This is a genomic window from Rhodococcus sp. MEB064 (assembly GCF_000834565.1).
GTDB lineage: Bacteria > Actinomycetota > Actinomycetes > Mycobacteriales > Mycobacteriaceae > Rhodococcoides.
Map to the genome: position 1 here is coordinate 1 of NZ_JXQS01000046.1, position 12,121 is coordinate 12,121.

General features: G+C 65.4%; 12 protein-coding genes and 1 pseudogene. 7 read left to right on the forward strand and 6 right to left on the reverse strand.

The window, feature by feature from the left end; all coding sequences use genetic code 11:
• The 4 genes from RU01_RS17940 to RU01_RS17955 all read left to right on the forward strand — a co-directional run.
• On the forward strand, positions 1-883 hold an 883-nt coding region (locus RU01_RS17940; protein WP_042575954.1), incomplete at its 5' end, for an ABC transporter substrate-binding protein.
• 27 nt (positions 884-910) lie between these two features.
• Positions 911-1,720: an ABC transporter ATP-binding protein gene (locus tag RU01_RS17945; RefSeq protein ID WP_082043225.1), complete on the forward strand. Its 810-nt coding sequence runs from the start codon at positions 911-913 to the stop codon at positions 1,718-1,720.
• The gene (locus tag RU01_RS17950; RefSeq protein ID WP_042575955.1) at positions 1,717-2,529 is read left to right on the forward strand and encodes an ABC transporter permease; all 813 of its coding nucleotides are present in this window, start codon (positions 1,717-1,719) and stop codon (positions 2,527-2,529) included. Before RU01_RS17945 ends, RU01_RS17950 begins: the two co-directional genes overlap by 4 nt.
• Positions 2,529-3,347, forward strand: a complete 819-nt coding sequence (locus tag RU01_RS17955) for an ABC transporter permease (protein ID WP_042575956.1) — start codon at positions 2,529-2,531, stop codon at positions 3,345-3,347. The genes RU01_RS17950 and RU01_RS17955 overlap by 1 nt, the downstream gene beginning before the upstream one ends.
• Positions 3,348-3,364: 17 nt before the next feature.
• On the opposite strand, the gene RU01_RS17960 is transcribed toward RU01_RS17955, so the two are convergent.
• Genes RU01_RS17960 through RU01_RS17975 form a run of 4 tightly spaced genes read right to left on the reverse strand, consistent with a single transcriptional unit; the run spans position 3,365 to position 6,667 of the window.
• Positions 3,365-3,748: a DUF1801 domain-containing protein gene (locus RU01_RS17960; RefSeq protein ID WP_042575957.1), complete on the reverse strand. Its 384-nt coding sequence runs from the start codon at positions 3,746-3,748 to the stop codon at positions 3,365-3,367.
• A 56-nt stretch (positions 3,749-3,804) separates the two neighbouring features.
• Positions 3,805-4,431 carry a TetR/AcrR family transcriptional regulator gene (locus tag RU01_RS17965; RefSeq protein ID WP_042575958.1) on the reverse strand — a complete coding sequence of 209 codons (627 nt, stop codon included), beginning with the start codon at positions 4,429-4,431 and terminating at the stop codon, positions 3,805-3,807.
• Positions 4,428-5,990 carry a class I adenylate-forming enzyme family protein gene (locus tag RU01_RS17970; protein WP_042575959.1) on the reverse strand — a complete coding sequence of 521 codons (1,563 nt, stop codon included), beginning with the start codon at positions 5,988-5,990 and terminating at the stop codon, positions 4,428-4,430. The genes RU01_RS17965 and RU01_RS17970 overlap by 4 nt, the downstream gene beginning before the upstream one ends.
• Before the next feature lie 11 nt (positions 5,991-6,001).
• Positions 6,002-6,667 carry a nitroreductase family protein gene (locus tag RU01_RS17975; RefSeq protein ID WP_042575960.1) on the reverse strand — a complete coding sequence of 222 codons (666 nt, stop codon included), beginning with the start codon at positions 6,665-6,667 and terminating at the stop codon, positions 6,002-6,004.
• A gap of 174 nt (positions 6,668-6,841) precedes the next feature.
• Here RU01_RS17975 and RU01_RS17980 point away from each other — a divergent pair, with 174 nt between their 5' ends.
• A complete protein-coding gene (locus RU01_RS17980) occupies positions 6,842-8,743 on the forward strand; it encodes a flavin-containing monooxygenase (RefSeq protein WP_042575961.1) in 1,902 nt (633 codons plus the stop codon).
• Between the two features lie 6 nt (positions 8,744-8,749).
• Here the strand turns inward: RU01_RS17980 and RU01_RS17985 are convergent, their stop codons facing one another.
• Complete coding sequence (locus RU01_RS17985; RefSeq protein WP_231568761.1) at positions 8,750-9,502, reverse strand: IclR family transcriptional regulator; 753 nt, start codon at positions 9,500-9,502, stop codon at positions 8,750-8,752.
• A gap of 5 nt (positions 9,503-9,507) precedes the next feature.
• The gene (locus RU01_RS17990; protein ID WP_042575963.1) at positions 9,508-10,998 is read right to left on the reverse strand and encodes an APC family permease; all 1,491 of its coding nucleotides are present in this window, start codon (positions 10,996-10,998) and stop codon (positions 9,508-9,510) included.
• A 326-nt stretch (positions 10,999-11,324) separates the two neighbouring features.
• Here RU01_RS17990 and RU01_RS17995 point away from each other — a divergent pair, with 326 nt between their 5' ends.
• Both RU01_RS17995 and RU01_RS18000 read left to right on the forward strand, forming a co-directional pair.
• Entirely contained in the window at positions 11,325-11,906 is a 582-nt protein-coding gene (locus tag RU01_RS17995; protein ID WP_042575964.1) for a MauE/DoxX family redox-associated membrane protein, read from the forward strand.
• Between the two features lie 18 nt (positions 11,907-11,924).
• Positions 11,925-12,121, forward strand: a pseudogene (locus RU01_RS18000) (redoxin domain-containing protein); the annotation flags it as partial.

Here is a 12,121-nt window from a genome sequence, read left to right on the forward strand (position 1 = left end):
CGCCGAGATCTACAGCATCCCGTGGCTCGTCGCACAGAAGCAGGGACTGTTCGAGAAGTACGGCGTCATCGTCGAGAACATCGTTCCGGGCAAGGGCGGCAGCGCGACCATGCGCACCCTCCTCGACGGCAACATCCCCATCGGTGAGGTCAGCTACCCCTCCATCGTGCAGGCCGACGCCGGTGGGTCCGAGCTGCGCATCGTGGGTGGCGGTACCCAGGGTCCGTATCCGATGAATTTCTATGCGCTGGCGTCGAACTCGGCGGTCGACTCGATCGACGACGTCCGCCGGTGGGCGTACACGCGACCGAACTCCGCGTCGGACGCACTCACCCGATTGTTGCCCTCCCTCGCCGGAGCGGATCCTGCGCGGATCGAGCGCGTGTCGTCGGGTGGAATCGGGGAGGGGTTGGCCCTGCTCGAAGCGGGTTCCGTCGACATCGCCCTGATTCCGTCCATCGTCGCCGAACAGCGGCCGGAGGACTTCAAGCTCATCGTCAGCAGCCCCGACTACATGAAGAGATTCCTGCAGTCGACCATCACCACGACCAAGGACTACGCCGCGAGCAACCCCGGCGTCGTCCGCGCGATCAACCACGGGTACACCGACGCGGTCGCCTCGATCAAGGCAGACCCCGTCGCAGCCGCCCGAATCTATGCGGAATACACAGGATTCGACGTCGAGTCGGCCACCGCCGTCGTCGAACGTGCCTCGTCCGTGGACACCTGGGGCGGCGGATTCGACACGGCATCCGTCGAGGCCGCCCAGTCGGGTGTGGACGCGTCGGGCAGCGACCGTGTGCCCGATTTCTGCACCCTGTTCGATCCCGAGTTCCTCGCCCCCGACGTCGACGACGACGTTCCCGGCGACTGCCCCGCCTGACCTGCTCCTCGAGAAGAAGGTATCGACGTGACCCACGCTGCGACCAGACCCCGACCCGAGACGTCGTCGGCCATAGCCATCGCCTCCTCGGTCTCCCGACACTTCGGTGACGTGACCGCCCTGCACGAGATCGACCTGACCATCGGGCGCGGTGAGTTCGTGTCGATCGTCGGTCCGAGTGGATGCGGGAAGTCGACACTTCTCGAGATCTTCGCAGGCTTACAGGATCATGACAGCGGTACGGTGACCATCGACGACCAGCCGATGAGTGGACCGCGCACCAAGACAGCAGTGATCTTCCAGGAGTCCGCGACGTTGCCGTGGCGCACCATTCGCGACAACGTCGCCTTCGCACTCGAAATGCGGGGAGTCGGCAAGAAGGAGCGCCGCGAGCGCGCGGACGAGCTGCTCGCGACCGTCGGGCTCGCGCGATTCGGCGACCACTACCCGACGCAGCTGTCGGGCGGTATGCGACAGCGCGTCGCCATCGCACGGTGCCTGTCGATGGAGCCAGATCTCATTCTCGCCGACGAGCCCTTCGGCGCTCTCGACGAGCAGACCCGGCTCGTGATGTCCTACGAGCTGTTGAAGATCGTCGAGAAGCTCACCTGCGGAGTCCTGTTCATCACGCACAGCATCCAGGAGGCCGTGCTGCTTTCCGACCGCGTGCTCGTGATGAGCGCCCGCCCGGGCCGATTCATCGACGAGGTACCGATCGATCTGCCGCGGCCCCGGTCCGAGGACGTGCTGGCCAGTCCCGATGCCGTCGCGTTGCACGAGCGCATCTGGTCGACGCTGCGGGACGAGGCCAAGAAGACGATGAGCATCGAGCCGTGAGCACCACCGAACGCAGCTCCGTCGTTCCCGGTTATCTGCGGCCGGCACCCGCCACGTCACTGGGGTTACCGGCGTGGGGGTGGACCGTGGTCATCCTGGTCGCTGCATTGGTGGCCGTCGATATCGCGGCACGATTCTTCGCGTCCCCCCTCGACATCGTTCCGGTGTCCGACATGTTCTTCACCGCCCTCCGACTGCTGACCGAGACGGACTTCCTCGTCGACGCTCTGGGGCGGACGCTCGGCATCATCGTGGTCGCGTTCGTGCTCAGTTCCGTGTTCGGGGTGGCCGCGGCCTACGTTCTGTGGCGATTCGAGTTGTGGGACAGAGCGTTCCAGCCATACCTGAACGTGTACTACGCGGTGCCCACCTTCGCGCTCTACCCGATCATGGTGGTGCTGTTCGGTGCCGGCGTCGCACCCATCGCCATTCTGTCGACCATCTTCGCGTTCGGTGTCGTGGCCCTCAACGCGCGAACTGGCTTCAACGCCGTGTCGCCCATCGTCACCAAACTGGGCACCACGCTGATGCTCAGCCGCTGGCAGTACTTTCGGTCGATTCTCTTGCCGTACGCGTTGCCCAACATCGTGACAGGCCTCAAGTTGGGGCTCTCCTACGCGATCATCTCGGTGCTCGCCAGCGAGTTCATCCTGTCGACACAGGGTCTCGGGCATTTCATCTCCATCGCGTACGACAGCTTCGATATCGCCGACATGTACGCAGGCATCCTCGTGGTCGCGGCCATCGCCCTGATCGCGACGTTCGGCATCTCCGCCGCCCTCAACCGATTCGATTGGAGGCGTCGCTGATGAGTCGCTCCGTGGCCACTCTGCCCCCGACCATCGCCGCGCCGGCCGTAGCGCCCCGGCGTCGAGGTGTGCACACCGCACGTCGTGTGGTGCCGCCGCTCGTGGTGGCAGTGCTCGCCGTGGTGATCTGGTGGGTGTCGGCTGTCGTCGCCGACAGTCTGATCTTCCCGACGCCGCTCGAGGCGATGCGATCCTTGGTCGCCGATCTCGGGAATCCGGACTTCCGTGCAAACGTGCTCGATTCGCTCCGCATCCTGGTGCTCGCCTTCCTGGGCAGCACGATCGTCGGGTCGCTCCTCGGCCTCGCGCTCGGGCTCACCCCGTTCTGGGCCCGCACGGTGGTCCCGATCTTCTATGCGATCAACAGCATCCCGAAGATCGTGCTCTACCCGATCTTCCTGTCGTTCCTGGGTATCGGGGAGCTGAGTCGCGCGGGCTTCGCGTTCTACGCGGCCTTCATTCCCATGTTCCTGGTCGCCGTGGAGAGCACGGCGTCCGTGCAGCGGATCCACCTGAAGATGGCCGCGTCTCTGCAGGTGAGTTGGCCACGGCTGGTGCGGCAGATCGTCGTTCCGTCGGTGCTGCCCTCGCTCGCGACGGGTATGCGCATGACTTTCGGTCTGGCGTTCCTGGGTCTACTTCTCGCCGAGATGTTCTCGGCATCGAGCGGCATCGGGTACGAACTGCTACGCAACGTCAGCCTGATCCGCATGGAGAACATCATGGGAACCGTGGTGCTGATTCTGGTGATGGCGCTGCCGCCCACCATGGCGTTGCAGTGGTTCGAGAACCGGGTGACGTCCAAGTACGTGGGCTGAGTGTAGGGCTGCGGGGGCTATCTTTTGCGCGACTCGGCCTTCTTGTTCCGGTTCCGCTCGATCGCCGCACGGACCAACCCGGCCAATGCCTCCGCGTCGACGACGTCACCTTCGAAGAGTTCGTACGAGCGCCGCTGCTTCCCGCCGAGCTCACCGTTGAAGATGCCCTCCGGGTCGTCGAGCGATGCCCCGTACTGGAAGCCGAGCTTCACTTTCGCTTTGAAGATGTCGCCGACGATGAGTGGCCCGTCGAGATCCCAGGCGGGGGAGCCCATGTACTTCCAGCCCTCGATGATGCCGTCGTCCACCGACAGAATTACCCGTCGTGCTTCCGCCAGGGCGGCACCGCGCCAATCGGGGTGTCGGGCGATCAGTGCGTCGATCTCGTCGCTGGGTTCCACGTCGCTCCTTCGTCCGGTCTGGAAGACAGACTAGGGCCGTTGAGCAGTTTCGGCCCTCAGGTGTGTGGAGTTCCCCCGAGCAGCCGTCCGACGGCCAGATCGACGTAGGCATCGGCGATGTCGTCGATGCTCATGTCACCGTCCTCGTGATACCAAGCGCTGATGCCGTTCAGCATGTCCACCATCGCGAACGCGGCGAGGCGGGCGTCGGGCACGGTGAATTCGCCGGTCCGCATCCCTGCCGCGACGACGTCGCGCACTCGACGCTGGTATCGGCGGCGATAGTTCTCGATCGTGGCTCTGTGTTCCGGGATCAGCGATGCCAGTTCGTGCAGGCCGACGATGTACTCGACGCGCCGCCGTGTGAGGTGCCGCAGATGCGCCCTGACCAGGCTCGACAGGCGTTCGGTCGGCGTGCCGGGGGCGTCGAGGAGCGGCAACGTGTCGTCTGCCGGCTCCTGAGTCACCGTGAGGCAGATGGCGAAGAGGATCTCTTCCTTCGACGTGAAGTGGTGATACAGGCTGGCGCCGCGGATGCCGACGGCGTCGGCGATGTCCCGCATGCCGACGTTGGCATATCCGTCACGAGCGAAGATCTGTGCGGCCGTGGATGCGATGTCGGTCTTGCGGCGACGGCTACGGATGGCCCGTGGTGCGTCGAGTCCGTCGTCGGGCGTGCTCACACAGGATCCTCGACGACGGCCATGGCGCGGAGCTCGCGCTTGAGAATCTTGCCCTGCGCATCGACCGGGAGTTCGCGGACCACGTGTACCGATTTCGGCGCCTTGTACGACGCGAGCTCGGTGCGGCAGAACTCGATGATGGCGTCGGGATCGGGCGTCGTCCCCTCCGCCGCGATGACGAACGCAGTGACGGCTTCGGACCAGTAGGGATCCGGCATGCCGACAACAGCTGCCCGCGCTACCTGCGGATGGGCGTGGATGACGCGCTCGACCTCCTGGCTCGACACGTTCATACCCCCCGACTTGATCATGTCCTTCATACGATCGTAGAAGAAGAGGTTCCCCGCGGCGTCGACACGCACCATGTCGCCCGTGTGCACCCACCCGTCGCGGAAGACCTCGGCCGTCCTCGCCTCGTCCTTGAAGTAGCCGAGCATCACCGACGGTGTGCGGCAGACCAACTCGCCGATCTCGCATTCCTGTCCGTCCGGGTCGACGACCTTGACCTCGAGGTGCGTGACCGGCTTGCCGATCCAGGAGGCATCACCATCGGGGATGTCGTCGAGAGTGGTGAACCATCCCACCGAGCCGAGTTGGGACAGTTCGGACTGCCCCCAGTACGTTCCCCAGATTGCTTCGGGCGCGGCAGACGCCCACGCGGAGATGGTGTTCGGCGATACCTGGCCGCCGTAGGTGAGGCACCGGCGGACCTGACCGACCGAGTCGGGACCGAACGTGGATTCGCGTGCGAGGGCGAAGTAGAACGTCGGGGTCTGCGCGATGACGGAGATCTTCTCGTCGGCAATGATCCGTAGCGACGTCGTGGGGTCGGCTGTGGCGGGAAGAACGAGTGTCGCGCCCATCAGCGTCAAGGTCGTCATGGATCCCAGGCCGGCAATGGTGTGGAACGGCATGACGAAGAGCCACGTGTCCTCCGGACCGGTCCTCAACCCCCAACTCCATGCTGGAGCAGTCGAGATCAGGAAGTTGCGGTGAGGAATCATCACGCCCTTCGGCGCAGCTTCCGTCCCCGATGTGTAGATGACCATCGCGATGTCGTTCTCGTCCATCTCGACGACCGGCTCGCTGTCCGGCGTCGCGGCGGTCAGGCGCGCGTACTCCTCCCCGAACATGATCAGCGTCGTGCCCTCCGGCAGAACGCTTCTCACGATGTCCCCGAATTCGGGGCCTGCCACCACGACCGTGGGTTCTGCGTGCTCGAGCTGGTGCCGCACCTCGGGCGCGCGGTAGAGGACGTTGATTCCGGTGAAGGCGGCCCCGACCTTGAGCGAGCCGTAGTACGCGACGACGACGTCGATACTGTTGCGTGCCATGGACGCCACGCGATCGCCCGGACCCACGCCCATGTCGAGGAGCAGGTTCGCGAACTGGTTGGCGCGGCTGTCCAGCTGACCGTAGGTGGTGACCTGTCGCGCTCCGTCGGCGTCGTAGCTGATGAAGGCCGTCTTGTCGGGCTGGGTCCGTGCGTGCCGTCGAAGTTGATCTCCGATGGTGGCGCGGCCGGTGAGTGAACGATGCTGCGGGGCGAGTCCGGGCACGAGAGTCCTTGTCAGATCGCCGGAGCGGTGGACAGAGTGTCGGTGAACATGGGCTGCGAGAAGGACTCCAGCGCGACGATCTCCTCCACGGGGCTGCGGGTCAGCTTGGTGGGGAACTTCTTCTCCGGGTAGCCGACGGCGATGTGAGCCGCGGTGATGTAGTCGTCGGGAATGGCGAGCATCTCGCGGATCGCGGGTTCCTCGTGACACAAAAGTGTGGTCACGGCGGTGGCGACGCCCTGATCGCGCAGGCTCAGGCAGAGGTTCTGCACGGTGGGGTAGATGGACGCTCCGCCGACGACGGACAGTCGGCCGAGTTCGTGGTCGGTGGGGTGAAGTCCGTCGAGCGCTGCGCACACGACGACGATCGCGGGAACCTCCGCGAGATGGCGGGCGAAGTAGTCGGCATCCTGCACGGTCTTCGGGAGTGCGCCGACGGCGACGGTGCCGCCCGTGATGCCAGAGAAGTATGCGTCCCACATCGGCAGGTAGAGATCCTGCAGGGCCTGCTTACGGGCAGCGTCGCGGACGACGATCCAGCGCACCGGCTGGCGATTGCCGCCCTGGGGTCCGAAGCGGGCGTGGTCGAAAGCGCTGCGGAAGACCTCGTCCGGCACCGGGTCGCTCTTGTATCGCCGACACGTTCCTGTGGTGCGCATTGCCTCGACCAGTTCCATGAGAGTCCCTTCGCCTATCCACCGTTAGGTTGTGCATCGCAGCATGCTGTGGCGCAGGACACATTGTCAAGACTTCGAGAGCAGATCGTCCGAGCCATCGGGACCTCTTGCCGATCATTGCCTAACTGTGGTTAGTTCGGTGCAGGTCCCGGATGGACCGCCGAGGGAGGGCACGTGTCGACGTCCGAAACACCCGTCATCGACCGGTCGCGAGTAGGCCGCGCTGTCGAGTCCGCGAACATGCCCAGCCTTGTCGCGGTTCTCTACCAACTGACGGGCGACCGGCGCTGGCTCGAGGCGCCGTACCGCCCGACGCGCAGCCGGGGCATGGACGACAACGACAGCGGCGGATTCGGCCCCGATGTCGCGGACGAGATCCGTTCCGCGGCCGTCGACGCGATCGTCGCGTGGTCCGACGGCGCTCCGGTGGCAGTTCCCACACCGACGGACGAGCAGTTGGTCGAGATGATCAGTGCGGCCGTCGGTGAACCCGTGCCTGCGGAGTTCGCCGAGATGATCGCCGAGGACATGGGGTTCGCCCGGCCGGAACCCCGGCATGCCGCCGCAACGCATCTGTCCGTCATCGTCATCGGTGCGGGTGTCTCCGGAATGTTGGCAGCGATCCGGCTGCGCGAGGCGGGGATCGAGCACGTGGTGCTGGAGAAGAACTCCGATGTCGGGGGTGGATGGTTCGAGAACACCTACCCCGGTGCCGGTGTCGACACCCCGAGCCACCTGTACTCGTACTCGTTCGCGCCCAGTGCCTGGACGTCGCACTTCGGCAAGCGTGACGAAGTCTGGCAGTACCTCAGAAATGTTGCCTCGCAGCATGATCTGCACGAGCGGATCCGATTCGATACCGAGGTGTCGACGGCGCAGTGGGATGCGGATCAGCGGTACTGGAGAGTCGAGACGACGACCGGCGAGGTCCTCACCGCCTCGGTCGTCATCACGGCGACCGGCCAGCTGAACAAGCCGAAGGTGCCGCCCATCCCGGGGCTGGAGACGTTCGAGGGCCCGATCTTCCACACTGCTCAGTGGCCGGACGATCTCGACCTGACGGGCAAACGCGTTGCCATCGTCGGCAGCGGAGCCAGTGCGATGCAGGTACTTCCGGCGATCGCGCCGATCGTGGCGCACGCGACCGTCTTCCAGCGGTCGCCGCAGTGGGTCGCGTCGAGCGATGTCTACTTCGAGCCCATCGACGACGACGTCAACTTCCTGATGGACACCGTCCCGCTCTACCGGCTCTGGTATCGGGCACGACTCGCGTGGAACTTCAACGACCGCGTCCATCCCTCACTGCAGGTCGATCCCGACTGGGAGCACCCATCGGCGTCGGTGAACGCGGTCAACGATGCGCACCGCCGCGTCTTCACGCGGTACATCGAGAAGGAGCTCGCCGGCAGGCCGGACCTGATCGACAAGGCGCTGCCCGACTACCCACCCTTCGGCAAGCGGATGCTGTTGGACAACGGCTGGTACGCGGCCCTGACACGCGACAACGTCACGCTGGTCGCGGAGTCGGTGACCTCCATCGACTCCCGCCATGTCAGAGGACGCTTCGGCACCGCGGCCGAGGTCGACGTCGTCATCCTCGCGACCGGATTCGAGACTCACAAGCTGCTCACCCCCATCGACGTCCGGGGCCGATCGGGACGGTCGATCCGCGAGGCGTGGGGGCCCGAGGACGCCCACGCCTACCTCGGAATCACGGTGCCCGACTACCCGAACCTGTTCATCACCTGCGGACCGGGAACCGTTCTGGGACATGGCGGCAGCTACATCACCATCGCCGAATGCCAGGTTCGCTACATCATCGACCTGTTGTCCACGATGACCGAGCAGAGCATCGACGTGGTCGAGGTGAAGCACGAGGTGGAGCAGGACTACGTCCGGCGGCACGACGACGCGCACTCCCGCATGATCTGGACCCACGAGGGGATGGACAACTGGTACCGCAACGACGCCGGCCGCGTGGTCTCCACGTTGCCCTGGAGGATCGTCGACTACTGGCAGATGACACGCGAAGCCGACCTCGACGACTACGTGGTCGAGCAGCGGGTGTCCTCCTGATCGAGGCTAGATCAACCCGTGGAGCTCCTCGGCTCCCGCACGCAGGAAGTCGACGAGATCCCGACTGTCCCGTGTGAATCTGCCCGACGCCCCCTGCAGGCACAGAGCGCCGACGACATCGGAGTGCGCATCTCGCAGGGGCACCGCCAACGCCGCTCGTCCGATACGTGATTCGTCGCTCTCGACGGCGATGTCCGTAGCGAGAACCGTCGAGAGATCAGCGCGGAGGTCGACGTCGTCGACCAGGGTGTGCGAGGTGATGGCGCGCAACGGCTCCCGCGTCCGAGGGTAGTACGCCAACATCAGCTTTCCGACGGCGTGGGCGTGAGGGTTCCGCATGATCGTGGAGGCGGACACTGGCTCGTGATCGGGGTCGGTGTCCACCATGCGCAGAGCCCCGCCGCGGAACGACGCGACGTAGAGGCCGTATCGGGTCTCGGTCCGCATGGCGCCTAGAACGTCGGCGACCGTCCGGGTGGGCGCAGATGTGGTGGCAGCGTAGGCGAGTTCCGAGGTCCGCCTTCCGAGCGCGAAGCCCGACAGGTCCGGAACGCGCACCAGAAAGCCGTCGGCAACCAGGAAGTTCAACATGCGATACGCGGTTGCCGGTGGGACATGCGTGTGTCCCGCAATTTGTTTGGCGGTCGCACCGGGGCCCAGGTATGCCACGGCCTCGAGCATCGCGAGGGCCTTCTGCACGGCCTTGGGTTGTTGACCGCCGAAGCCTGTGCGCTCCTGTGCGTCGTTGCGTTGCGTCACCACCGCTACCGCCCGTGACGAGGAGCGCTCAGGACGGGCCTGCCGTCCGCATCGACGGCCAGCTCTGCGGACCCCGGTAAGAGATCGGCAGTTTCGATACTGTCGAACACCCCGATCGACCTGATGCTGGCCGGTCGCCAACGCTCCAGGATCGCGTACCACGCCGTTCCCGAGCCGCCGAGAATCACGAACCACGCCACGTAGAACCAGGTATCGAGGGACTGGACCACGACGAACAGAAGAAGGCTGGTTCCCGCGCCGGCCGCGAAGGCACCGCACAGCCGGGTCCACGTCGTGTGTTCGCCGATCCGCGCCAGGAAGTTGACCGCGGCGAACGCGACCATCGTGTATCCCAGGATGAGCGCGACCTCGACCACCACGTCGTATCTGCTCGCGACCTCGTCGGGGTCGTGGAACAGGGCGCCGATCATCGACGCTCCGACGAACACCATGACCGCCGCGTAGGGCGTCTTCCATCGAGCGTGAACATGTCGGAAGACGCCAGGAACGATGCGCTCGACACTCATCGAGAACACGAGTCGTGAACCGGCCTGGGCGAATCCGAGCGTGGAGGCTATCCACGACGAGCACACACCGACATTCACGGCGACGACCAGCAGCGAGCCGGCGCCCGAATCGACGCCGCCGAAATAGGCGTTCAGCAGAGTGCCCGCGTGGCCTGTCATTCCCGCCCATCCGGCGAAGACGTACAGCACTCCCACCAGAATCGGAGACAGGAGGACGGCGCGGGACACCGAGCGCAGCGGAGTCCGTGCTTCCGGACCGAAGAATGCCGCGCTCTCGAAGCCTGCGAGGCTGAGGACCGTCTGCATCGCAAGGAACAGGGCGAATCCGACAGGGGCCGACCACTGCGTCGACACGTCTACGGCGACAGGTGCACGGAACAGCAGCACGACGATCACTGCGAGAGTGCACAACTCGATGACGAGGATCGTCCGTGTGGCGAATCGGACGCCCCGAACGGCGATGAGCGCCACGACGACGGCGATCGCTGCACACGCCGCGAGTGTGTAGTCGCCGCCGAGTCCGACACCCGTCACGTCGGCCACGCGCATCAGGTTGTCGCCGGCATTGGACAACACGGAGATCGACACACCCAGATAGCCGACCAGCAGGGCCGCGGCCGTCGTCAACGTCGCACGCCGTCCGAGTCCGTGCGCGACGAAGCTGTAGAGCGACCCGGACGCGGCGAGTCGCACAGTGAACTGACGGATGCACAGGGCGACGAGTGCCATGACCAGAGTGGCGCCGATGATCGCGAGCAGTCCACCGACTCCGGCGCCGACCGTCGACATCCACAACGCGATGAACACCATGCACGTGGCGGGCGCCATCGTGGACAGCGACTGACCCAACAAGTCGATCGGAGTCAAACGGCGCCGTCCGAGCGCACTCAACGGGGAGTACACAGGAGTGGCCGAGTGATCCGCTGCGGCGGCCTGATCGAGCGCGGCCCGAAGCGAGCTGGTGTTCATCGATCAGTCCTTCGGGTCGTCGGGCATCAGGAAAACGCACTGTACGACTCGACCGTTTCCTTCATGTTTCCGTGATGACAGCGGTGGGTGCGCCAAGTGGGAATCGGTCGTCAAAGTCGCGGATCGCGGGCGCTCGGTAGGTGACGTCGTCCACACGACCGCCTGTGACGGAGCTCTGAGCTGGCCTTACGTGACAACTCGGTGTCCACGTCGAGCGGCGCAGCACGTAACGCACACGCAGCGATTCCGACGCATCCGCCTTTCATGCTCTTTCTCAGCCGGACCGAACGACGGGACGGCGTCGACACGGACGAGAGGGGGCAGCGATGCTCTGGGCCGCGCTGTCGAGCATCGTCGGCGGGATTCTTCTCGTCGCCGGAGTTCCGAAACTGAAGGACGACGGCAGGACGGTACGAGCTGTCAAGGGCTACCGACTGCTTCCCGACGCGGCCGCGACCGTCGTCGGCCGGACATTGCCCGCAGCCGAGGTGGCAGTGGGGTGCGTGCTGGTTCTCGGAATCGCACCGTTCCTGAGTGGTCTCGCCGCCGCAGCGTTGTTCGCGGCGTTCTTCGTGGGACTGGCAGTCAACCTGGCGCGTGGTCGCCGGGACCTCGACTGCGGGTGCTTCGCCTTCGCCGTCGGCGGCGACGAAATCCCGCACATCGGGTGGTGGCACGCCGCGCGGGCCGCCGGGTTCGCTCTCGCCGCGGTAGTAGTGACGACGACGCCCCAGCTCGGTGTCGTCGACCGAGTCGCCGGTGCAGCCGTCGGACTCTTCGTCGTGGGCATGGTGTGCGTCGCCCTGTACGCCCGGTCGGTCATGTCCTTCGGTCGTCGCCCTATCGACGACTACCTCACCAACGCGGCGATCGAGTTCCGCGCCACCTCGTCCGTCAGCCGTTACTGATTTCCGAAAGGCTCTTCGATGACCGTCTTCCTCGTCACCATGGTTCTCGTCCTGACCGTTGCCGTTGCCGTCCTGCTGTTGATGATTCTGGGTCTCGCTCGGGAGATCGGCCGCGTCCAGGTGCGGCTCGGTCCGCTGGGGGCTCGCATGATGGACACGGGGCCCAAGATCGAACAGGTCGGGCCGACCTTCCACGGTCTCACCGATCACGTCGG